This window comes from Paraburkholderia caribensis, assembly GCF_002902945.1.
In the GTDB taxonomy this organism is placed as follows: Bacteria; Pseudomonadota; Gammaproteobacteria; order Burkholderiales; family Burkholderiaceae; genus Paraburkholderia; species Paraburkholderia caribensis.
Window position 1 is genome coordinate 530,081 of sequence record NZ_CP026101.1, and the last position, 22,721, is coordinate 552,801.

Below are 22,721 nucleotides of genomic sequence, written 5' to 3' on the forward strand. Positions count from 1 at the left end.
AACTGACGGGCGTCCGCGGTGTCGCGTCAGTTGCCGCGCTCGCCGCCGCGTGGCGCGCCGGAGCGCGGCTTGCCGCCGCCGCCGAGCAATGCGCCCGGATTGGTGCTGTGCGGTTTGCGCGGTGCGTGCGGAGCATGCGTATTGCCTTCATGCGCGACGGCGCGCGGCTTGTCCTGATGACGCGAGCCATCGGTACGCGCCTGCGCGGGCTTGGCGCCTTGCGGCTTGGCTTGCTGTTTCGGCTTGTCGCCCGAAGCGCGTTGGCCGCCGCGCGATGCGCCGTTGTTCGCGCTGCCCGAGCCTTCGCGTTTTTGCTGCCCCTGAGCTTGCCGCTGCCCTTGCCCTTGGCCCTGGCGCGGCTGACGGCCGCCGCCACCGCCGCCGCCCTGGCCGCGGCGCAGGATCGGTTCGGGCCGCGCATTCGGGTCCGGCTCGAAGCCCGCGATCACTTCTTGCGGCACGGCGCGCTTGATCAGCTTCTCAATGTCCTTCAGCAGTTGAAGCTCGTCGACACACACCAGCGACACCGCCTCGCCCGTCGCGCCGGCGCGGCCCGTGCGGCCGATGCGGTGCACGTAGTCTTCCGGCACGTTCGGCAGATCGAAGTTGACGACGTGCGGCAACTGGTCGATATCGATGCCGCGCGCGGCGATATCCGTGGCGACGAGCACCTGCAGCGTGTTGTTCTTGAACTCCGACAGCGCGCGGGTACGGGCCGACTGGCTCTTGTTGCCGTGAATCGCGAGCGCGCTGATGCCGTCCTTCGTCAGCTGCTCGGCGAGACGGTTCGCGCCGTGCTTCGTGCGCGTGAACACCAGCACCTGAAACCAGTTGTGCTGCTTGATCAGATGCGTGAGCATCTCGCGCTTGCGGTCGCGGTCCACCGGGTGAATCTTCTGCGCGACTGTTTCGGCCGTCGTGTTGCGGCGCGCGACTTCGATCAACGCGGGCGAATCGAGCAGGCCATCGGCGAGCGCCTTGATCTCGTCGGAGAACGTTGCCGAAAACAGCAGGTTCTGGCGCTTCGGCGGCAGCTTCGCGAGCACGCGCTTGATGTCGTGAATGAAGCCCATGTCGAGCATGCGGTCGGCTTCGTCGAGCACGAGAATCTCGAGATGCGACAGGTCGATAGTCTTCTGCTGCATGTGGTCGAGCAGACGCCCAGGCGTCGCCACGACGATATCGATGCCGCGCCGCAACGCGTCGATCTGCGGGTTGATGCCGACGCCGCCGAACATCACGGTCGACTTCAGCTTCAGATATTTGCCGTAAGCGCGCACGCTTTCCTCGACCTGTGCGGCCAGTTCACGCGTCGGCGTGAGGATCAGCGCGCGTACGACGCGCTTGCCGCCGGGCGCGGGCGGCATGGTGAGAAGACGTTGCAGGATGGGCAGCGTGAAGCCAGCCGTTTTGCCCGTGCCCGTCTGGGCGCCGGCCAACAGGTCGCCGCCGTTGAGCACGGCGGGAATGGCTTGCTGCTGGATCGGGGTCGGCGATGTATAGCCGAGTTCGTTGACTGCGCGGACCAACTGTTCGGACAAGCCGAGAGAATCAAAAGACATAAAAACTCTTTGCAATGCAATTGTGCAAACGGTGTCGAACGCGGCCAGAAGGCGCGTTTGCGGGCGACTCGCATGATCGCTCGCCCGACACTCACCGCTTACGGAGAAATCGGCGGCACGCGAGATGCGTGCCGAATTGCTCGACGAGCTATGCAGACACGTCGACTGGCATTAAGTTGCATCCGCCGTCATGCGCCTCATGCGACATAACGCGCGACGCTGACGAACTGACACAGACTGCCGGCGAGTACGAACAGGTGCCAGATGCCATGTCCATGCCGGATGCGCTCGTCGTTGATGAAGAAGTAGATGCCTGCGCTATAGATGATTCCACCCGCCAGCAGCCAGGCCGTACCTGCGGCCGGCAATGCAGTGACCAGCGGACGGACGGCAACGAGCGCGAGCCATCCCATCAGCACATACAGCACCATCGATACGCTGCGGGTGCGTCGCCCGAGCGTCAGTTCCTGCACGATTCCGAGCGCGGCCAGCCCCCAGCTTACCCCGAATAGCGACCATCCCCATGGACCACGCAACGTGACCAACGTGAACGGCGTGTAGCTGCCCGCGATCAGCAGATAAATCGCAGAGTGATCGCACTTCTGCAAGATCGCCTTCAGACGCGGACTACGCACGCTGTGATACATCGTCGAGATGCCGTACAGCACGCAGAGCATCGCGCCATAGACGCTGAAGCTCACGACCTTGTACGCATCGCCGTCGAGCGCGCCCATCGTCACGAGCGTCGCGAGCCCCGCCACCGACAGCACGGCGCCGACGAGGTGAGTGATGCTGTTCAGACGCTCCCCGATTTGCACGGCACTTCCTCCTGCATGATGCCCATCTCATCCAACAATCAACACGGGACCAACGTTATACGCCCGATAGGCCGGATGTCTTCGACGCCGATCAACGCCGAAGCCACGCCCCGGAAAAAAGCGAAGGGCGCGGCCGCGATTATCGCAGGCCGCGCCCTGAACCCTCAGACGACGTTTAGTCGAGCGGCGCCGAACGCAGATCGGAGACCTGTTGCGGCGACACAGCCGTGCCGTGATTGCCCCACGACTGGCGGATATACGTCACAACGGCTGCCACTTCCTGATTCGACAGCGCTTGCGCAAACGGCGGCATGCCATACGGCTTCGGATTGCCGCCCGTGCTCGGCGGATAACCGCCGTTCAGCACCATGCGGATCGGGTTCACGGCCGACGGCATCTGGATCGACTGATTGTTCGCGAGCGGCGGGAACGACGGGGGCATACCGAGACCGTTCTCCGCATGGCACTTCGCGCAGTTGTCAGCGTAGATCTTCTGGCCTTGCTTCAACAGTTCGCTGCCGAACTGTTGCGACGTCTCCAGTTGCAGATGTTCGGGCGCTTCGTCCTTCTGCGGAATCGTCTTCAGGTATGTCGACATCGCATGGATGTCTTCGTCCGACATGTACTGCAAGCTGTTGTGAACCACTTCAGCCATCGGACCGAACACCGCGCCGCGTTGCGACACGCCTGTCTTCAGCAGATCGGAGATGTCCTTGATGTCCCAGTCGCCGAGGCCGGCTTCCTTGTTCGACGTCAGCGAAGGCGCATACCAGTTCTGCAGCGGGATCAGACCGCCCGCGAACGCAGCCGAGTTCACCGGGCCGCCCATCGCGTTGATCGACGTGTGGCACATGCCGCAGTGGCCGAGGCCTTCGATCAGGTACGCGCCGCGGTTCCATTCCACCGACTTGGTCGGGTCCGCCTTGTACTCGCCTTCACGGAAGAACAGCGTGCGCCAGCCGATCAGCAGGTTGCGGTTGTTGAACGGGAACTTCAGTTCGTGCGGACGGCTCGGCACCGCGACGGGCGGGACGGAGCGCAGGTACGCGTAGATCGCGTCCGCGTCGGCGCGCGAGACCTTCGTGTAGCTCGTGAACGGGAAGGCCGGATAGAGCAGGCTGCCGTCTTTCGAGCGGCCAGTGTGCATCGCGCGATAGAAGTCGTCCTGCGACCACTTGCCGATGCCGTACTGGTCGTCAGGCGTGATGTTAGGCGTGAACAGCGTGCCGAACGGCGTGGCCATCGGCAGGCCGCCGGCGAATTCCTTGCCGCCGCGCACCGTGTGACAAGCGATACAGTCGCCGGCGCGGGCCAGGTATTCGCCCTTCTTGATCAATGCAGCCTGGTCTGCCGGTGTGGCTGCGACGGCGGTGCCGTTGTGCAGATAGTCGCTGCCCGACCACAGGACGGGAACCAGCGCGGCAGCCGCTACCACGACGACAGCCGAAAGCGCGAACAAAGACTTGCGTTTCATTGTTTGTCTCTCCCGGTGCCTTATTGCGGTTCGCTGCCGCAGGCAAGCGGAGTCTTCAACGATTTGGCGGGTGCCGGCACGGGGTTCTGCGGCGCCTGCTGCGTGGACAGCCACGCGGCGACTGCGTTCACGTCGGCGTCCGTCAGGCGCGTGGCGATCGTGTGCATGCAGTCAGGCTCGATTGCGTGACGCGAACCCGAACGCCATGCGCCCAGCTGTGCGCTGATGTAGTCCATGTGCAGGCCGACCAGACCCGGGATAGCCGGTTCCATGCCCGTCAGCGCCTTGCCGTGGCAGGCCGCGCAAGCGGGAATCTGCCTCGACGCGTCGCCGTTCAGCACGATTTCCTTGCCGCGCGTGAGCACGGAGTCGGCGACCGTCGGTTTCGACGGCGTCGGATACGGCGGACGCTGCTGCGAGAAGTACGTTGCAATGTCGTGAAGGTAGTCGTCGGAGAGATACGTGACGAGGTAGTTCATCGGCGGGTACTTGCGCCGGCCTTCACGGAAGTTCTTCAACTGGTTGTACAGGTACTCGGCCGGCTTGCCGGCGAGACGCGGGAAATAGTCGTTGTCCGTGCCCTGACCTTTCGAACCGTGACACGCCGTGCAGCCTTGCACGCGCGCTTCCATCGTGTCCGGAGCTTTAGGCTGGGTTTGCGCTTGTACAGCGCCAGATATGCCTGCACACCCGATCAGCAACAGGGCGAGCAGCGGTCGAAAAATGCGTCTTGAAGACACGCGTAACTCCATCATTATCGGGGGCCTGGCCGAACTTCGAACGGATCGGTGTGTGCAGCGCGATGAATGCGGCGGACGGTGCGCAGCGACCTCGCATTCTATCATCGATGGGTAATGGTGACTATTTGCCACATGCGACGAACTTCATGCCTGACGCGCCCGAGCGACACGCCCAATGCGACAAGTTGACGCAATTCGCCGTCATCTTTCGCGTTCCTGGCGGCCTCTGGTTGAGTGTTGGCCTGGCGGTAGCGCTTCCAACTAATTTAAGATTGCGCATTTTGCATCGATGGTCGTTGTCGCTTTGTTGCCTCTCGATGTTCCAGTTTTGAGCGAATTCGTGTAGGGCGCTTCGCTTCGGACCTTTGCACCGTTCTGTCGAGCTCGCGGTTGAACTGACAGGGCCGCGAAACATCGAAGCGTACTATCCCGACCGTCCCCGCGTTTTCCATCTACAGCCAGCCTATGACCTTCTCCCTGTTTTTTCGCTTGCCGCTTCGCTGGCTCGCGGCGTGCGGCGTATTGCTCGCCGTCGCGTCGAACGCCTTTGCCCATGCGACGCCCACGTCGCGCGATCCCGGGCCGGACGCTGAAGTCGCCGCGCCCGCGGCCGTGACGATCCACTTCAGCGAGCCGCTCGAACCGGCATTCAGCAAACTCACACTCGTCGATGCCAACAACAAGCCCGTTGCGCCGGCAGCCTCGCAGGTCGATCCGCAGGACACGAAGACCATGCATCTCGCGCTGCAACCGCTCGCGCCGGGGCGCTACACGGTGCAATGGACGGCTGTCGCCGAAGACGGACATCGGACGAAGGGCAGCTACGCCTTCAGCGTCAAATGAGAGTCGACGGATTGTGGATCGGGCAGGTCGCAATGGCCGCGCTCATGAACGTCGCGTTTGCGTTTGCCGTCGGTTCGGCCTTGCTCGGCGCGTGGCTCGCCAACGACGCGCAGGCGAAGATCGCGCCCGCGCGTCCCGCCTGGTTGCGCGCGCAGCGGTCGATGCAGGCGTCCGCGATCGTGCTGGTGCTGGCCGATCTCGGCTGGCTCCTCTATCAGGCAGCCGAGATGGCGGGCGTGCGCTTGCCGGAAGCGTTCAGCGTCGTGCCGACGATGTTGTCGCAAACGCACGTCGGCTTCGGCTGGAGCGTCGCGTTTGCTGGCGCGCTGGTGCTGCTGCTCGTGTCGTTCGCACGGCAGACCAATGTGTTGCGCAACGCGCTGCTGTGGCTCGCCGTGATCGCGATTGCGGGCGGCAAGGCGACGCTCGGACACGCCGCGGATGCGGGCGTGGCGTCGGCGGCCATCGGCATGCACACGCTGCACGTGCTCACGACGTCGGTGTGGGGCGGCCTCGTGCTCGCGGCCGGGCTCTCGGTGCTGCCTGCGCTCGGCACGTCGATCGCGCGCGGCGTGCTGATCCGCACGGCGACGCAGTTGTCGAATGTGTCGCTCGTTGCCGTCGTGTTCGTGCTGCTTTCGGGGGTGTTCAACGCGGCGCGGGGTTCGGGCAACTCGTTCCTCGCAATCGAAACGAGTACCTGGGGTCACGTGCTGATGCTCAAGCTCGCGCTGGTGGCGCTGGCGCTGGTGCTAGGCGGACTGAACCGCTTTTCCGCTTTGCCGCGCTTGCGTCGCACGGCATCGACGATGGACGCGCACACGTTTGTCAACCTGTTGTACCTCGAAGCGCTCGCGATGCTCGGCATCTTCGCGGCGGCCGCCGTGCTGTCGCATAGCGTGCCCGGCTTCGCGGCGCTCGGCTGAGCGCGGCCACGCGGGTCGCGCCCGTCGCTGGCGGCAAGCGCTCATTCGTAACCGAGCTTGTGGCCGACGACGGGCGCGAAGAACAGACCGATCGCGCAGCCCGCCACCTTGCCTTCGAGCTCCGCTGCGGCCGCGTGGGAACTCGTCATGTGCGTAAGCAGGTCCAGCAACTGCGGCAGGCAATAGATGAATGCCGCAGCGATGAAACACCGCTCGACCGTCGAGATGCGCCAGCCGCGCTGGAACGCGAGCACCGCGCCGATCACGCGCAGCACGCCGAACACGACCAGTGCGCCAATCGCGGCCTGTTCGCGGATCAGATAGTCGGGAAGGAATTCGCCCATGACAGCCCCCTGTTCGAATGGTTGTTTGCATCCCATTGAGCAAGGAGTGAGCCAGGCGTTCGGAGGCGCGGAAGAGTCGGGCTGGAACGCCTGTCCGGCAAGGGCTTGCGCGGCGAGCGCCAGCGCCGTGCAAGCCGCCGGAAGGCGTCGCGCGTCAACTGTGTAACGTTACTGATACGCTGCGCGCGCGGCATGCCGCCGTAACGCCTTCGAAGACGCTACGGGTTGTCAGATGACAAACGCCGCCCGAAGGCGGCGTTTGTGTTTCATGTGCGATATCGCGCTACCGTGGTATCGCGCTATCGCATGTCGCCGCTCACCACTCGGCGACGCTGCCGTCCGCGTGACGCCACACCGGGTTGCGCCAGCGATGGCCTACCTTCGCCATTTCGCGCACCTTCTCCTCGTTCACTTCGATACCGAGACCCGGGCCTTGCGGGATCGACACGAAGCCGTCTTCGTATTTGAAGACTTCCGGGTTCTTGATGTAGTCGAGCAGATCGTTGCCCTGGTTGTAGTGGATGCCGAGGCTCTGTTCCTGGATGAACGCGTTGTAGCTGACGGCGTCGATCTGCAGGCAGGTGGCGAGCGCGATCGGACCGAGCGGGCAGTGCAGCGCCAGCGCGACGTCGTAGGCTTCCGCCATCGACGCGATCTTGCGGCACTCGGTGATGCCGCCCGCGTGCGACGCGTCCGGCTGGATGATGTCGACGTAACCGCCCGCGAGAATGTGCTTGAAGTCCCAACGCGAGTACAGACGCTCGCCGAGCGCGATCGGCGTGCTCGTCTGGTTGACGATGTCGCGCAGTGCCTCGACGTTCTCCGACAGCACGGGCTCTTCGATGAACATCAGCTTGAAGGGATCGAGTTCCTTCGCGAGCACCTTCGCCATCGGCTTGTGGACGCGGCCGTGGAAGTCCACGCCGATGCCCACGTTCGGGCCGACCGCTTCACGCACGGCCGCGACGTTGTTGATGACGCCCTGCACCTTGTCGAAGGTGTCGATGATCTGCAACTCTTCGGAGCCGTTCATCTTCACGGCCTTGAAGCCGCGCTCGACGACGGCGCGCGCATTGTTGGCGACGTCGCTCGGGCGGTCGCCGCCGATCCACGAATACACCTTGATACGCTCGCGCACCTGGCCGCCGAGCAGCGTATGCACGGGCACGCCGTGGAATTTGCCCTTGATGTCCCAGAGCGCCTGATCGACGCCTGCAATCGCGCTCATCGAAATCGGGCCGCCGCGGTAGAAGCCGGCGCGGTACATGACCTGCCAGTGGTCTTCGATATTGCGCGGGTCTTTGCCGAGCAGATAGTCGGAGAGTTCGTCGACTGCGGCGGCGACCGTATGCGCGCGGCCTTCGACAACCGGCTCGCCCCAGCCGACGATGCCCTCGTCGGTCTCGATCTTCACGAAGCACCAGCGCGGCGGAACGATGAATGTCTCGATTTTGGTGATCTTCATGGCGGGAGCGTCTCCTTTGCTTGCAAAGCCGATTGCAGTTGATGGCCGCAGCGCGCCCGTTCGTCCCGGTAATTGGACGCTGGCGGTACGGCAGTTGAGGAGCCACATCCTACAACAAAATCACCTTTAAATACTATTAATAGTATTATTTGGTAAAAGGGTTTTGTCGCGCGACGATGGGTTTCGCCGACCCGATCGCCGATAATCGCGGGCGGTCCGCTTTGACCGGTCGCACGGTGCAAGGCGCAAGATGGACCCACAATCAGCATCAGGAGAACCGACATTCAGCGAGATCTGCACGGCCGCGTTGCGTATCTGCTCGGCACAGCCATTCTGCGCGGCGACTACGCGCCCGAATCCATCCTGCCGCGCGAAGCGGAGTTGATGGAGACGTTCGGCGTCAGCCGCACAGTGCTGCGCGAAGCGCTGCGCACGTTGACATCGAAGGGGCTGATCGAATCACGGCCGCGCGTGGGAACGCGCGTGCGTCCGAAGCCCGCCTGGAATCTGCTCGATGTGGATGTGCTCGACTGGTATTCGCGCGTGGCGCCCGCGATGGACTTCGCGCTCAAGCTGCAGGAAATGCGCGAGATGATCGAGCCGTACGCGGCTGCGCTTGCCGCCGCATCGCATAGCGACGCGACGTTCGCCTCGCTCGACGCCGCGCATTCAGCGATGCTCGCGGCGCGCAATGTCGACGAGTGGGTACGCGCCGATCTGCAATTTCATCTGAGCGTGCTCGCCGCGTGCAGCAACGAACTGCTGATCCCACTCGGCACGCTGATCGAACGCACGCTGGAAGCGCAATTGCGCCTGAACGCGAAGCGCGCCGATGTGTTCAATGCGTCGCTGGCCGAGCATTCGGCCGTATTCGAGGCGATCCGCGATCGCGATGCGCCCCGCGCGCGTGACGCGATGGCTTCGTTGCTTGGCGTGACGCGCGGGCGCATCGAAGGTTGACGCGGCCTCGCGCGGGCTGACAAGCGTACGGCTCAATCCATCGCTGCGTGCGCGACGGATTCGTCAGGCGCCTTGCGCGACGGGCGAATCAGCAGCACGAGCGGGATCACGGCCAGCGTCGCGACGAACATCAGCTTGAAGTCGTTCAGATACGCAATCATCGCGGCCTGCTGCGTGATCGACCCATCGAGCACGGCCATGTCCATGCGCGAACCCGTTGCGAGAATCGGCGCAACCACGGGGTTGAACGCTGTCACGTTCGCGGCCAGATCCGAATGCGAGACCTGCGTGTTGCGCGTAAGCAGCGTCTGCACGATCGAAATGCCGATGCTGCTGCCGATATTGCGCATCAGGCTATACGTGGCGGTGCCGTCGGCGCGCAGTGCGGGTGTCAGCGTCGAGAACGTCAGCGCGCTCAGCGGCACGAATACGAGACCCAGGCCGAAGCCCTGGATCACGCCGGGCCACACGATATCCGACTCCGAGAGCACGATCGTGTATTGCATCATCTGCCACAGCGCGAACGCCGATACGACGAAGCCCGCGACCAGCATCAGGCGTGCGTCGACATGTTTGAGCAGGCGTCCCGCGAACAGCATTGCGATCATCGTCCCCGCGCCGCTCGGCGCCGTCACGAGACCCGTCGTCGCGACGGGATAGTTCATCAGGTTCTGCAGCATCGGCGGGAGCAGCGCGCGTGTCGCGTACATCACCGCGCCGATGATGAAGATGAAAAACGTACCCGTCGCGAAGTTGCGGTCTTTCAGCAGTTCGTACTTGAAGAACGACGTCTTGCCGACGGTCGCCGTATGCGCGATGAAGAACGCGAAACTGATCGCCGCAATCAGTGCTTCGATCACGATCTCATGCGAGCCAAACCAGTCGAGCTGTTCGCCGCGGTCGAGCATCGCCTGCAATGCGCCGATGGCGAGCCCCAGCGTTGCGAAGCCGAATGCGTCGAACTTCGCGTCATGCTTTGGCTCGCGTGTCGGAAGGAAGGTCAGTATGCCGAATAGCGCGAACGCGCCGATCGGCACGTTGATGAAGAACACCCAGCGCCAGTTGTAGCTGTCGGTGAGCCAGCCGCCGAGCGTCGGGCCGAGAATCGGGCCGACCATCACGCCCATGCCCCACACGGCCATCGCCTGACCTTGTTTCTCGCGCGGATTGATGTCGAGCAGGATCGATTGCGACAGCGGCACGAGCGAGGCGCCGAAGATGCCCTGCAGCAGCCGCGACGCGACGATCTGCGTCAGCGTTTCGGACAGCCCGCACAACGCCGATGCAATCGTGAAGCCGCCCACTGCGAACATCAGCAGCCGCTTGACGCTCAGTCGGTCGGACAGCCAGCCTGTCAGCGGCGTCGCAATCGCGGCGGCCACGATGTAGGACGTCAGTACCCACGTGATCTCATCCTGCGATGCCGACAAGGTGCCCTGCATATGCGGCAGCGCGACGTTGGCGATGGTGCTGTCGAGCGTCTGCATCAGCGTCGCGAGCATGATCGCGATCGTGATCATCGGACGGTTCAGCTCGACGGCGGGCTTTGTTGCCGGCGAATCGGAGGCCATGAGGCGGGGGTCTTATAAATAGTAAGCATGCTTATTGTATCGGCCGACGATTCTTATGCATACGCTGAGTTTCCCGGAGTCCGTTGTACGCTGCGGGTTTTGGGCGTATTGCGCGCTTTGGGGAAATTGGCGTGGCGCGCCGCTTCGTATAATCGCGCGATGAAAACCCATTTTGACGAGCGCTTCGGCTTTCTCATTTCGGATGTCGGCCGGCTGGTCGGCAAGCGGTTCGACGACCTCGCGCGGCTGTCGATCGATCTGACGCGCGCGCAGTGCCGGGCGCTCGCGTACCTGTCGTTTTACGGCGATATCAACCAGGCGCGGCTCGCTGACCTGCTGGAAGTCGCGCCTATCTCGGCCGGACGGTTGCTGGACCGAATGGAGGAGGGCGGTTGGATCGAGCGGGTGGGCAATCCGCGCGACCGGCGCGAGAAGCAGATCAGGATTACGGAGAAGGCGGAGCGGACGCTGGATGAAGCCAAGCGGGTCGGCGATCAGGTCGCGGCCGAAGGGCTGAGCGGATTGACCGAGGAGGAAACCAGGCAGCTGATTTCGTTGCTGCAGAAGGTGCGAGGGAATTTGACGAGGATCGTCGATAAGTGACGAGGGCGCGTTAGTCTGGGCTGGTTGCGCGGTCTTCGAATTTTCGAGGCTAAGTTTGGGACCGAGCTGGAAATGAAAAAGCCGCTGTTTCGTGAGAAACAGCGGCTTTTTTTGAAGCTGGTGGCGAATCAGGGATTCGAACCCCGGACCTGCGGATTATGATTCCGTCGCTCTAACCGACTGAGCTAATTCGCCGAAAGAAGCGAGATTATGAAGATGCCGGCGGGGGCTGTCAACCCCCGCGCGACAACTTTTTGCGAGAACTCCAGATCACCTACGCCGCGCTCAGTCCTGAGCGTAAATATTGGAGTCTTTGGTCTCCCGCACGAAAAGCAGGCCGATCACGAAGGTCGCCAGCGCGATGATGATCGGATACCACAGCCCCGAGTAAATATTGCCCTTCGCAGCGACGATCGCGAATGCCGTCGCCGGCAGGAAGCCGCCGAACCAGCCATTGCCGATGTGATACGGCAGCGACATCGACGTATAGCGGATCCGCGTCGGGAACATCTCGACCAGCATCGCCGCGATTGGCCCGTACACCATCGTCACGTAGATCACGAGGATAGTCAGGATCACAACCGTCATCGGCCAGTTGAGCTGCGATGGATCGGCCTTTGGCGGATAGCCGGCCGACTTCAGGGCGGTGCCCAGGTTCTTGTCGAACGCCTTGCCCGCGTCCTTGGCGTCGGCGGCCCTGCCGTCATAGGTATCGATCGTCGTGTCGCCGACCTTGATCTGTGCGAGCGTGCCCGCCGGTGCCGCCACGTTGTCGTAGTTCAGACCGGCTTTCGACAGCGCGCTCTTCGCGATGTCGCACGAGCTCGTGAACTTCGACGTGCCGACCGGATTGAACTGGAACGAGCACTCGTCCGGATTCGCGATCACGACGATGGGCGACTTTTGCGTCGCGGCTTCGAGCGCCGGGTTCGCATAGTGCGTCAGCGCCTTGAAGAGCGGGAAGTAGGTCAGCGCCGCGATCAGGCAGCCCGCCATGATGATCGGCTTGCGGCCGATCCGGTCGGACAGCGAACCGAAGAACAGGAAGAACGGCGTACCGATCAGCAGGGCGATCGCGATCAGAATGTTCGCGCTAGCGCCATCGACCTTCAGCGTCTGCGTCAGGAAGAACAGCGCATAGAACTGGCCCGTGTACCAGACAACTGCCTGGCCAGCCGTCACGCCAATCAGAGCCAGAATCACGATCTTAAGATTCTTCCATTGGCCGAACGCTTCCGACAGCGGTGCCTTGGACGTCTTGCCTTCAGCCTTGATGCGCTCGAAAGCCGGCGACTCGTGCAGCTGCATCCGGATCCACACCGAGATGCCGAGCAGCACCAGCGATGCAACGAACGGAATGCGCCAGCCCCATGTGCCGAATGCGTCTTCGCCCATTGCCGTGCGCACGCCGAGAATGACGAGCAGCGACAGGAACAGGCCGAGTGTCGCCGTCGTCTGGATCCACGCGGTGTAGAAGCCGCGCCGGTTGGCGGGCGCGTGTTCCGCGACGTAGGTCGCGGCGCCGCCGTACTCGCCGCCCAGGGCGAGACCCTGCAGCAGACGCATCGCGATGAAGATCACCGGCGACGCCATGCCGATCGCCGCATAGCCCGGCAGGAAGCCGACCACGCAGGTCGACAGGCCCATGATGACGATCGTGATCAGGAACGTGTACTTGCGCCCGACCATGTCGCCGAGCCGCCCGAACACCAGCGCGCCGAACGGACGCACCGCGAAGCCGGCTGCGAAGCCGAGGAGGGTAAAGATGAACGCAGCCGTCGGATTGACGCCTGAGAAAAAGCTCTTGCTAATGAAAGCCGCGAGCGAGCCGGCCAGGTAAAAGTCGTACCACTCGAAAACCGTCCCCAACGATGACGCGAAGATTACCCGTTTCTCTTCTTTCGTCATCGGCGCGTGCGAGATTTGCCCGCTTACGGTAGCCATATGTCGTCTCCAGTATTGATATAAGTCGCGGCTCGCCAGGTCGGGCGGGTCCGTCTAGCGATTATTGGAGCGGAAACTTACGGCGTTCTGACTCGGGAAGGGTTTGTTTAAGAGTGTCGGAAATCGCGGAATGTCGGGCTTAATGCGTGCAATGTCGGCTATCACGGGGCTTATGGCGACGAAACCGGTGTGATGTGATGGCTGACAGAAATGCGTGAAACTGACGGATTAGGGTAAGTCCCGTACAGGGTCCATCATCCTCAAACTGACACGAACCAGCGTTCCGGCGAGGCGCGGCGACGTCTGATAGACGTTGTCCTCGATCGAAAGCGTGCCGCCGTGCATGGTCGCGATTTCGCGGACGATCGCGAGGCCCAGCCCGCTGCCGTCGCCTTCGCGCCCGAGAATGCGGTAGAAGCGCTCGACTACGCGTTCGCGCTCGGCGGCCGGAATGCCGAGGCCTGTGTCCTCGACCTCCAGATGAGCCATGCGGGCCGCATCGTCGCGCCGCACCCTCACGGTGATCCGTCCACCGGCGGGCGTGTAGCGGATCGCGTTGTCGATCAGGTTCGACAGCATCTCGCGCAACATCACGGGGTTGCCTTCTACTTCAATCGCCTCGTCGGGCGATTCCGGGCCTTCGTAGCCGAGATCCATCTGCTTGGCGAGCGCGGGCTGGACCCAGTCGCGCACGGCGCTGCGGGCAACGTCGCCAATCTCGACGGGCGTGAATATCTGGCCGGACATGCGGTTTTCCGCGCGCGCGAGCGCAAGCAGCTGCGTGACGAGCCGCGCGGCGTGCTCCGAACTCGTCGCGATCTGCTCGAGCGAGCGATGCACTTCCGCCGACGCCTCCTGCCGCAGCGCCAGCTCGGCTTGCGTGCGCAAGCCCGCAAGCGGCGTCTTCATCTGATGCGCGGCATCGGCGATGAAGCGCTTTTGCAGTTCCATGTTCTGTTCGAGACGCGTCAGCAGATCATTGAACGACGTGACCAGCGGCTCGATTTCCGGCGGCGCGCGGCGTGCTTCGAGCGGCGACAGGTCGTCGGGGCGCCGCGCGCGGATGTGCGCCTGTAGCGCGTGCAGCGGAGCGAGACCGCGCGACAGCCCGAACCACACGAGCAGGATCGCGAGCGGGAGGATCACGAACTGCGGCAGGATCACGCCCTTGATGATGTCGTTGGCGAGCGCGCTGCGTTTGTCGAGCGTTTCGGCTACCTGCACGAGCACCGGCTGCGCGCCTGGCGTCTGCGGAAACTCGACGGTCGTGTACGCGACGCGAATGTCGTTGCCGCGCAGCATGTCGTCGCGAAATTCGACGATGCCCGGCTGAGGCCGGTCTTCCTCACGCGGCAGCGGCATGTCGCGGTCGCCCGCGACCAGCTCGCCACGCGTGCCGAGCACCTGATAGAACACGCTATCTATATTGTCGGCACGAAGAAAATCACGCGTCGAATCGGGCAGCGTCAGTTCGGCGATGCCATTGACGGGGTGAATCTGCCGCGCGAGCACGTAGGCGTCGGTTTCGAGCGCGCGATCGAACGGTCCGTTCGCAATCGATTTCGCCACCAGATAAGTGACGGCAAGACTCATCGGCCAGAGCAGCAGCAACGGCGCGAGCATCCAGTCGAGGATTTCGCCGAACAGCGAACGCGGACGCGTCTCCGCAGCCGCCTCGGATTCATCGGGCGGCGCGAAAGGATTCGCGTAGCGCGCGTCGCGGACTTCGTCGAGATCCGCCGCGTGCGCCGTGGCGCGCGGTGCGCGGACGGACATGGAACGCCTTTACTTGAAGTAGTGGCTTGCGGGCATGGCAGCGGGCGCGTCGGACGGCTCGGACTGCTGCGCCGGCGTCTGCGGCGCGGCCTTCTCCAGACAGTAACCCAACCCGCGCACGGTGATGATGCGCACGCCGCTCGGTTCGATCTTCTTGCGCAGCCGGTGCACGTAGACTTCGATCGCGTTGTTGCTGACCTCTTCGCCCCATTCGCACAAGTGATCGACCAGCTGTTCCTTCGATACCAGCCGCCCGATCCGCTGCAACAGGACTTCGAGCAATCCTAGCTCACGCGCGGACAGATCGATAACCTGCTCATTGGCATAGGCAATCCGGCCGACCTGATCGAACGACAGCGAGCCGTGCTTGACGACGGTCGGGCCGCCGCCCGCGCCGCGGCGCGTGAGGGCGCGCACGCGGGCTTCGAGCTCGTTCAGCGCGAAGGGCTTGGCCATGTAATCGTCGGCGCCGAGATCGAGGCCTTTGACGCGCTCGTCGACGCTGTCGGCTGCCGTCAGGATCAGTACGGGCACGTTCGAATTGCGCGCGCGCAGGCGACGCAGTACTTCGAGGCCGGACATTTTCGGCAGTCCGAGATCGAGGATGACGAGGTCGAAAGTCTGCATCGACAACGCGGTATCCGCTTCGGCTCCCGTCTTCACATGGTCAACGGCGTATGCCGATTGGCGGAGTGATCGGACGAGACCGTCCGCGAGTATGCTGTCGTCTTCGGCAATGAGAATTCGCATGATGCGCCCTGCCCGGCCGGCACCGGGGCGCTCCGGCGCACAGCGTCTCCGAAAAATTTGTTGGTAGTCGGTGTTGTCCGTTTGCACATGTGGACGTCCGCATGTGAATCGGGCTTGCCAAGACTACTGTTTTTTTATACAGTGTCTGCGTTTAGCGTGCTGGTTGGTCGAACCGGGTTTACAACGGCCTGCACACCTGCCTCAGACGCCGTTCATCATAGCAAAGGACGATTCATGGAAGAAAGCAAGAAAGGCTCGGCTGGACTGACTGCGGAAAAGAGCAAGGCACTCGCGGCCGCGCTTGCGCAGATCGAAAAGCAGTTCGGCAAAGGGTCGGTCATGCGGCTCGGCCAGGGTGAGGCAGTCGAAGATATCCAGGTGGTCTCCACGGGATCGCTGGGCCTCGACATCGCGCTGGGCGTTGGCGGTCTGCCGCGTGGCCGTGTGGTGGAAATCTACGGGCCGGAATCGTCGGGTAAAACCACGCTGACGCTGCAGGTCATCGCCGAAATGCAGAAGATCGGCGGCACGGCGGCGTTCATCGACGCGGAACACGCGCTTGATATTCAATACGCGCAAAAGCTCGGTGTGAACGTCAGCGACCTGCTGGTCTCGCAGCCAGACACGGGCGAACAGGCGCTCGAAATCGCGGACGCGCTGGTGCGTTCGGGTTCGATCGACATGATCGTGATCGACTCGGTTGCGGCGCTGGTGCCGAAGGCCGAAATCGAAGGTGAAATGGGCGATTCGCTGCCGGGTCTGCAGGCGCGTCTGATGTCGCAGGCGCTGCGCAAGCTGACGGGCACGATCAAGCGTACGAACTGCCTCGTGATTTTCATCAACCAGATCCGTATGAAGATCGGCGTGATGTTCGGCAACCCGGAAACCACCACGGGTGGTAACGCGCTGAAGTTCTACGCATCGGTGCGTCTCGACATTCGCCGCATCGGTTCGATCAAGAAGAACGACGAAGTGATCGGCAACGAAACGCGCGTGAAGGTCGTGAAGAACAAGGTGTCGCCGCCGTTCCGCGAAGCCATCTTCGACATTCTCTACGGCGAAGGCATCTCGCGTCAGGGCGAAATCATCGACCTCGGCGTGCAGGCCAAGATCGTCGACAAGGCGGGCGCCTGGTACAGCTACAGCGGCGAACGCATTGGCCAAGGCAAGGACAACGCGCGTGAATTCCTGCGCGAGAATCCGGACATTGCACGCGAGATCGAAAACCGTATCCGTGAATCGCTGGGCGTGAATGCCATGCCGGCGGGCGCTGCCGTCAGCGCCGACGAGGAAGTGGGCGAAGAGGAGTAATCGTCGCGTGATACACAAGGGTCGCTCTGCTTCCTCGACTACGGGCGCAGGACGCGGCACGGGCGGCCCGCGTGACGACGATGTATTCGAATCGTCGTCACGCTCATCTTCAAGCCCGTCTGTTTCTCGATCAGCATCGTTTTCAAACGACTCGTCGTCCGACAGCTCATCCGACAGCTTCGATCCATTCGAATCGTTCGATGCTCACGATCGTGCCGCGGGCCTGACTCCCGCTTCGCGTGAACGCCCGGATGCGGATGCCGGTAGCGTAGAAGTCACCTACACGCGCTCGCGTCGCCAGCCAGGCGAAGGCAAACCCGGCAAACCCGCCGATACAGCGACCCGCGCTTCACAACGTCCCGCGCGCTCTCTCAAAGGCCGTGCGCTCGGCTATCTTTCGCGCCGCGAGTACAGTCGCGCGGAGTTGTCGCGCAAGCTCTCGCCGTACGCGGAAGAGGGCGAATCAATCGACGCATTGCTGGACTCGCTCGAAAGCGAAGGCTGGTTGTCGGATTCCCGTTTCGCGGAAAGCCTGCTGAATCGGCGTGCGTCGCGCATGGGCGCGGGCCGCATCGTCAATGAACTCAAGCGTCATTCGGTCGGACAGGAGTTGGTCGAAGAGGTGAGCGCGCAGTTGCGTGGAACCGAACTTGCGCGGGCTCAGGCCGTCTGGCGCAAAAAGTTTGGCACGTTGCCCGAAACGCCCAGCGAGCGCGCAAAGCAGGCGCGCTTTCTTGCCACACGAGGTTTTTCTCAGGGAATCATCGGGAAGATTCTCAAGGGTATCGACGAAGAGTGGTCGTCCGAGTAGGGCAGCGTGCGGCGCGCAAGAAAATGACGCACTGCACGAAACGCCTCGCCGAAACGCCATCCTCAAGATCGCTAAAACCCTCTCCCATCAAGCCTGTGCGGGCTTCGGGCGGTCTCAAATACCCAGTATGCTAAAATTCAACGGTTCTTAAATCCGGCCTTTGTTCTCGCATGCCGCTCTCCCCGCCAGTGTCCCGACAGTTGCGCCATCGCCGCGCAATCCGAGCGGACGCATACGAGCGTGAAGATGGCCTGTGGGATATCGAGGCATGCCTCACCGACGACAAGCCACGTGACGTGGCGCTTGCGTCGGGTGTCCGGCCGAACGGCTCGCCGATCCATGAACTCTGGCTCCGCATCACGATCGATCGCAAGCTCAATGTCGTCGACGCTGAAGCGTCGTCCGACTGGGTTCCGTATCCCGGTCTGTGTGAAGCCTCCAATCCCGCCTATCGCGCCCTCATCGGGCTCAATCTGTTGCAAAACTTTCGTCGCGATGCTGCCCGTTTGCTGGCCGGCACGACAGGTTGCACGCATCTCACCGAGTTGTGCGCAGTTCTGCCGACTGCCGCCATCCAGGCGTTCGCGGGCGACGTGTGGAATACCGACAAAGGCAGGCCAGGAAGCGAGGAGCACGCAGGTTCACGCAGTGGATCGGCAGACGGTTCAACCCGAGGCACGCAGGGCAGCACGGGACAAGACGCCCAAGACAACGCTTCAAGCGGGCAAGCAAGCGAACAGGCGAGCGAGCAATCAAACGACAAACCGCCATTCCAGTTGGGCCGCTGCCATGCGCTGCGGTTCGACGGTGAGGCGGTGCGACAGTTTTATCCGCGCTGGTACGGCCACGCGCCGCGTTCAGCGGATCGCGCGGATGCCGCACCCGACGGACAGGCCGTGAAGACGGCGCGTCCCGAGTAAGCGGTCCAGCCGGAAGCGAAGTTCAATCCAACTCTCAGACTGAAGGGAATCACGCATGAAGATTCACGAGTACCAGGGTAAGGAAATCCTGCGGAAATTCGGAGTCGCGGTACCGCGCGGCAAGCCGGTCTTCTCGGTGGACGATGCGGTCAAGGCCGCTGAAGAGCTCGGCGGCCCGGTGTGGGTCGTCAAGGCTCAGATCCACGCGGGTGGCCGTGGCAAGGGTGGCGGCGTGAAGGTCGCGAAGTCGCTGGACCAGGTTCGCGAGTACTCGAACCAGATCCTCGGCATGCAACTCGTCACGCACCAGACGGGCCCGGAAGGCCAGAAGGTGAATCGCCTGCTGATCGAAGAAGGCGCTGACATCAAGAAGGAACTGTATGTCGGTCTCGTGATCGATCGCGTTTCGCAAAAGATCGTCGTGATGGCGTCGAGCGAAGGCGGCATGGACGTCGAAGAAGTCGCGGAAAAGACGCCCGAGCTGATCCACAAGATCGCGGTCGATCCGTCGACGGGTCTGAAAGACGCCGAAGCAGACGATCTCGCGAAGAAGATCGGCGTGCCCGACGCATCGATCCCGCAAGCGCGCGCGATCCTGCAAGGCCTGTACAAGGCATTCTGGGAAACGGACGCATCGCTGGCCGAAATCAACCCGCTGATCCTGACGGGCGACGGCAAGGTTATCGCGCTGGACGCCAAGTTCAACTTCGATTCGAACGCACTGTTCCGTCATCCGGAAATCGTCGCTTACCGCGATCTGGACGAAGAAGATCCGGCTGAAGTCGAAGCGTCGAAGTTCGATCTCGCGTACATCTCGCTCGACGGCAACATCGGCTGTCTGGTGAACGGCGCCGGTCTGGCGATGGCGACGATGGACACGATCAAGCTGTTCGGCGGCGAGCCGGCGAACTTCCTGGACGTCGGCGGTGGTGCGACGACCGAGAAGGTCACGGAAGCGTTCAAGCTGATGCTGAAGAACCCGAACCTGACGGCGATTCTCGTCAACATCTTCGGCGGCATCATGCGTTGCGACGTGATCGCGGAAGGCGTGATCGCGGCTTCGAAGGCGGTCGATCTGCAAGTGCCGCTCGTCGTGCGCATGAAGGGCACGAACGAAGACCTCGGCAAGAAGATGCTGGCCGACTCCGGCCTGCCGATCATCTCGGCAGACAGCATGGAAGAAGCTGCGCAGAAGGTTGTCGCGGCTGCCGCAGGCAAGGCCTGATCGCCCCGGCGCATATCACCGGATTACGAATGGCGGCGCGCGAGCGTCGCGGGCAAACGCTATTTGCCGCGCGGGACGCGTTGAGCGCGCCACCAAACGAACAGAGGTCAATACATGTCGATTCTGATCAACAAAGACACCAAGGTCATCACGCAGGGCATCACCGGCAAGACCGGTCAGTTCCACACGCGCGCATGCCGTGAATACGCAAACGGCCGCGAAGCATTCGTCGCGGGCGTGAACCCGAAGAAGGCTGGCGAAGACTTCGAAGGCATTCCTATCTACGCTAGCGTGAAGGAAGCCAAGGAAGAAACGGGCGCGACCGTCTCGGTCATCTACGTGCCGCCCGCAGGCGCCGCTGCTGCAATCTGGGAAGCCGTCGAAGCCGATCTCGATCTCGCGATCTGTATCACGGAAGGCATCCCCGTTCGCGACATGATCGAAGTCAAGGACCGTATGCGCCGCGAAGGCCGCAAGACGTTGCTCCTCGGACCGAACTGCCCGGGCACGATCACGCCGGACGAACTGAAGATCGGCATCATGCCGGGTCACATCCACCGCAAGGGCCGCATCGGCGTCGTGTCGCGTTCGGGCACGCTGACGTATGAAGCAGTCGGCCAGCTGACGGCGATCGGCCTCGGCCAGTCGTCGGCAGTCGGTATCGGCGGCGACCCGATCAACGGTCTGAAGCACATCGACGTCATGAAGATGTTCAACGACGATCCGGATACGGACGCCGTGATCATGATCGGCGAAATCGGCGGTCCGGACGAAGCGAACGCTGCGTACTGGATCAAGGACAACATGAAGAAGCCGGTGGTTGGCTTCATCGCCGGTGTCACGGCGCCTCCGGGCAAGCGCATGGGCCACGCCGGCGCGCTGATCTCGGGCGGTGCGGACACGGCAGATGCCAAGCTGGAAATCATGGACGCATGCGGTATCAAGGTCACGAAGAACCCGTCGGAAATGGCGCGTCTTCTGAAGGCGATGCTGTAAGAAGTGTTGCGATAAGCTCAAGAAACGTCGGCTATTGCTGACGTTTTTTGATACTCTTACGAAGGCCTTTCGTAAGACGCGACGACAAGCGAGGGAGCGAGCAATTGCTGCCTCGCTTTTTGTTGCCGTTCGCTTTCGCTACCTTCTATCCTGCTTTCCATGCTCGAATTCCTCACCACGCTCCATTGGGGCGCCGTCTTCCAGATCATCGTCATCGACATCCTGCTGGGTGGCGACAACGCAGTCGTGATCGCGCTCGCCTGCCGCAACCTCCCGCCCGCGCAGCGCACGAAAGGCGTGCTGTGGGGGACGCTGGGCGCAATCCTGTTGCGCGTCGCGCTGATTGCGTTTGCCGTCGCGCTGCTCGACGTGCCGTTGCTCAAGTTCGCGGGCGGCCTGTTGCTGCTGTGGATCGGCGTGCGCCTGCTCGCGCCCGCGCCCGATGCGCACGCGAATGTCAAACCCGCCGACAAGCTGGTCACGGCCATCAAGACGATCATCGTGGCCGACGCCGTGATGAGCCTCGACAACGTGATCGCGATCGCGGGCGCTGCCGAGGCTGCCGAACCGCATCACCGCATCGCCCTCGTCGTGTTCGGGCTGATCGTCAGCATTCCGCTGATCGTCTGGGGCAGCCAGCTCGTGCTCAAGCTTCTGGACCGTTACCCCGTCGTCATTACGCTGGGTGGCGCGCTGCTCGGCTGGATCGCGGGCGGGCTCATCGTCAACGACCCGGCGGGCGACCGTTGGCCCGTGCTCGATACGCCTGTTGCCGAGTACGGCATGAGCATCGCTTGCGCGCTGTTCGTCGTGATCCTCGGCTACGCGCTCAAGCGTCGCAACGCCAGCCGCATTGCGGGCAATACGCCGCCTGGAACGCATTGACCGCAGTCACTTTACCGATCCATCCGCCCGTGCACCATTAGCCATTCGGCCGACTGCCCGCGCGATTCGCGGCTCGCTACGATCGAAGCGCCTGTCCTGATTCCCGGGACAGGCGCTTTCGTTTTGAGGAGTCTGCAGATGACCGCTATCGTTGCCGTTGCTTCGTTGTCCACGTTTTGTGCGCCCTGGCTGCGCGCCCACGCGCCGCGCCCGCGGCTTGGCCCGCTCGCCCGCGTCAGGCGCTGGTGGGGCTTTACACTGATCGAACTGATGATCGTGCTGGCCATCGTCGGCGTGATCGCCGCGTATGCGATTCCCGCGTATCAGGACTATCTCGCGCGCAGCCGCGTCGGCGAAGGATTGTCGCTGGCGTCGGCGGCGCAGTTGACCGTCGGCGAGAACGCCGGCAGCGGCAACGCGTTTGGCAGCGGCTATACGTCGCCGCCCGCCACGCGCAACGTGCAGTCCATCCATATCGACGACGACACTGGCCAGATTACCGTCGCGTTCACGGCGCGCGTGTCGGACGAAGGCGCGAACACCATCGTGTTCGTGCCGTCCGCGCCCGACAGCGCCGACACGCCCACAGCCCGCGTCGCGCTGACGAAAGGCGCGGCGCAGAAAGGGACCATCACGTGGGAATGCTTCGCAGGCGGCAAGGCTGCTTCGTCGTTGCCGGCTCCGGGAGCAGGACCGTTGCCCGCCGATGCACCGACCCTGCCGGGAAATCTCGCGCCGCCCGAATGCCGCAGCTAAGCTCGCGTGGGGATGTCACGACGTAAACCGGGCATGAGTCC

At 63.0% G+C, this 22,721-nt stretch carries 21 protein-coding genes and 1 tRNA gene; 11 read left to right on the plus strand and 11 right to left on the minus strand.

The annotated features are described in order from the left end of the window. Positions 1 to 26: 26 nt before the first annotated feature. The 4 genes from C2L66_RS02330 to C2L66_RS02345 all read right to left on the minus strand — a co-directional run bounded on the left by C2L66_RS02330 (position 27) and on the right by C2L66_RS02345 (position 4,606). Positions 27 to 1,562 (minus strand): DEAD/DEAH box helicase, encoded by a 1,536-nt coding sequence (locus C2L66_RS02330; RefSeq protein WP_060602290.1) that lies wholly within the window; start codon positions 1,560 to 1,562, stop codon positions 27 to 29. A 197-nt stretch (positions 1,563 to 1,759) separates the two neighbouring features. Next, positions 1,760 to 2,380 (minus strand): PAQR family membrane homeostasis protein TrhA, encoded by a 621-nt coding sequence (gene trhA / locus C2L66_RS02335; RefSeq protein ID WP_054929746.1) that lies wholly within the window; start codon positions 2,378 to 2,380, stop codon positions 1,760 to 1,762. Positions 2,381 to 2,555: 175 nt separating this feature from the next. Further along, the gene (locus tag C2L66_RS02340) at positions 2,556 to 3,854 is read right to left on the minus strand and encodes a cytochrome c (protein ID WP_054929747.1); all 1,299 of its coding nucleotides are present in this window, start codon (positions 3,852 to 3,854) and stop codon (positions 2,556 to 2,558) included. Positions 3,855 to 3,874: 20 nt separating this feature from the next. Further along, the gene (locus C2L66_RS02345) at positions 3,875 to 4,606 is read right to left on the minus strand and encodes a c-type cytochrome (protein WP_054929748.1); all 732 of its coding nucleotides are present in this window, start codon (positions 4,604 to 4,606) and stop codon (positions 3,875 to 3,877) included. A 453-nt stretch (positions 4,607 to 5,059) separates the two neighbouring features. Between C2L66_RS02345 and copC the strand changes: the two genes are divergently transcribed. Together copC and C2L66_RS02355 are read left to right on the plus strand one after the other, a co-directional pair. After that, positions 5,060 to 5,437 (plus strand): copper homeostasis periplasmic binding protein CopC, encoded by a 378-nt coding sequence (gene copC, locus C2L66_RS02350; protein ID WP_060602287.1) that lies wholly within the window; start codon positions 5,060 to 5,062, stop codon positions 5,435 to 5,437. Continuing rightward, the gene (locus C2L66_RS02355) at positions 5,434 to 6,363 is read left to right on the plus strand and encodes a CopD family protein (protein WP_054929750.1); all 930 of its coding nucleotides are present in this window, start codon (positions 5,434 to 5,436) and stop codon (positions 6,361 to 6,363) included. Before copC ends, C2L66_RS02355 begins: the two co-directional genes overlap by 4 nt. A 41-nt stretch (positions 6,364 to 6,404) precedes the next feature. Here the strand turns inward: C2L66_RS02355 and C2L66_RS02360 are convergent, their stop codons facing one another. Together C2L66_RS02360 and dgoD are read right to left on the minus strand one after the other, a co-directional pair. After that, positions 6,405 to 6,707 (minus strand): hypothetical protein, encoded by a 303-nt coding sequence (locus tag C2L66_RS02360; RefSeq protein ID WP_035986488.1) that lies wholly within the window; start codon positions 6,705 to 6,707, stop codon positions 6,405 to 6,407. A gap of 316 nt (positions 6,708 to 7,023) precedes the next feature. Continuing rightward, a complete protein-coding gene (dgoD, locus tag C2L66_RS02365; protein ID WP_060602284.1) occupies positions 7,024 to 8,172 on the minus strand; it encodes a galactonate dehydratase in 1,149 nt (382 codons plus the stop codon). A 267-nt stretch (positions 8,173 to 8,439) separates the two neighbouring features. On the opposite strand from dgoD, the gene C2L66_RS02370 reads away from it, so the two are divergent. After that, positions 8,440 to 9,132: a FadR/GntR family transcriptional regulator gene (locus C2L66_RS02370; protein ID WP_167352359.1), complete on the plus strand. Its 693-nt coding sequence runs from the start codon at positions 8,440 to 8,442 to the stop codon at positions 9,130 to 9,132. A gap of 32 nt (positions 9,133 to 9,164) precedes the next feature. Here the strand turns inward: C2L66_RS02370 and C2L66_RS02375 are convergent, their stop codons facing one another. Next, on the minus strand, positions 9,165 to 10,703 hold the full coding sequence (locus C2L66_RS02375; protein ID WP_060602280.1) for a DHA2 family efflux MFS transporter permease subunit: 1,539 nt from the start codon (positions 10,701 to 10,703) through the stop codon (positions 9,165 to 9,167). Positions 10,704 to 10,862: 159 nt separating this feature from the next. Here C2L66_RS02375 and C2L66_RS02380 point away from each other — a divergent pair, with 159 nt between their 5' ends. Beyond that, entirely contained in the window at positions 10,863 to 11,306 is a 444-nt protein-coding gene (locus C2L66_RS02380) for a MarR family winged helix-turn-helix transcriptional regulator (RefSeq protein ID WP_060602808.1), read from the plus strand. Positions 11,307 to 11,424: 118 nt separating this feature from the next. Here the strand turns inward: C2L66_RS02380 and C2L66_RS02385 are convergent. The 4 genes from C2L66_RS02385 to C2L66_RS02400 form a co-directional block, all read right to left on the minus strand. Continuing rightward, positions 11,425 to 11,501: transfer RNA gene (locus C2L66_RS02385), tRNA-Met, on the minus strand. Positions 11,502 to 11,591: 90 nt separating this feature from the next. Continuing rightward, complete coding sequence (locus C2L66_RS02390) at positions 11,592 to 13,250, minus strand: MFS transporter (RefSeq protein ID WP_054929768.1); 1,659 nt, start codon at positions 13,248 to 13,250, stop codon at positions 11,592 to 11,594. A 228-nt stretch (positions 13,251 to 13,478) separates the two neighbouring features. Then, complete coding sequence (locus C2L66_RS02395) at positions 13,479 to 15,026, minus strand: sensor histidine kinase (protein WP_054929769.1); 1,548 nt, start codon at positions 15,024 to 15,026, stop codon at positions 13,479 to 13,481. A gap of 9 nt (positions 15,027 to 15,035) precedes the next feature. Then, positions 15,036 to 15,776: a response regulator gene (locus C2L66_RS02400; protein ID WP_007586121.1), complete on the minus strand. Its 741-nt coding sequence runs from the start codon at positions 15,774 to 15,776 to the stop codon at positions 15,036 to 15,038. Positions 15,777 to 16,010: 234 nt separating this feature from the next. Between C2L66_RS02400 and recA the strand changes: the two genes are divergently transcribed. The 7 genes from recA to C2L66_RS02435 all read left to right on the plus strand — a co-directional run bounded on the left by recA (position 16,011) and on the right by C2L66_RS02435 (position 22,680). Beyond that, positions 16,011 to 17,087: a recombinase RecA gene (recA, locus tag C2L66_RS02405; RefSeq protein WP_054929770.1), complete on the plus strand. Its 1,077-nt coding sequence runs from the start codon at positions 16,011 to 16,013 to the stop codon at positions 17,085 to 17,087. A gap of 7 nt (positions 17,088 to 17,094) precedes the next feature. After that, on the plus strand, positions 17,095 to 17,898 hold the full coding sequence (gene recX, locus C2L66_RS02410; protein WP_060602277.1) for a recombination regulator RecX: 804 nt from the start codon (positions 17,095 to 17,097) through the stop codon (positions 17,896 to 17,898). 170 nt (positions 17,899 to 18,068) lie between these two features. Further along, the gene (locus C2L66_RS02415; RefSeq protein WP_176052986.1) at positions 18,069 to 18,818 is read left to right on the plus strand and encodes a DUF2889 domain-containing protein; all 750 of its coding nucleotides are present in this window, start codon (positions 18,069 to 18,071) and stop codon (positions 18,816 to 18,818) included. A 55-nt stretch (positions 18,819 to 18,873) separates the two neighbouring features. Beyond that, positions 18,874 to 20,043, plus strand: a complete 1,170-nt coding sequence (gene sucC / locus C2L66_RS02420; RefSeq protein ID WP_054929772.1) for an ADP-forming succinate--CoA ligase subunit beta — start codon at positions 18,874 to 18,876, stop codon at positions 20,041 to 20,043. 114 nt (positions 20,044 to 20,157) lie between these two features. Continuing rightward, positions 20,158 to 21,039: a succinate--CoA ligase subunit alpha gene (gene sucD, locus C2L66_RS02425; RefSeq protein WP_054929773.1), complete on the plus strand. Its 882-nt coding sequence runs from the start codon at positions 20,158 to 20,160 to the stop codon at positions 21,037 to 21,039. Between the two features lie 159 nt (positions 21,040 to 21,198). Then, positions 21,199 to 21,924: a TerC family protein gene (locus C2L66_RS02430; protein ID WP_054929774.1), complete on the plus strand. Its 726-nt coding sequence runs from the start codon at positions 21,199 to 21,201 to the stop codon at positions 21,922 to 21,924. Positions 21,925 to 22,062: 138 nt separating this feature from the next. Then, complete coding sequence (locus C2L66_RS02435; protein ID WP_054929775.1) at positions 22,063 to 22,680, plus strand: pilin; 618 nt, start codon at positions 22,063 to 22,065, stop codon at positions 22,678 to 22,680. The last annotated feature ends 41 nt before the right edge of the window (positions 22,681 to 22,721 follow it).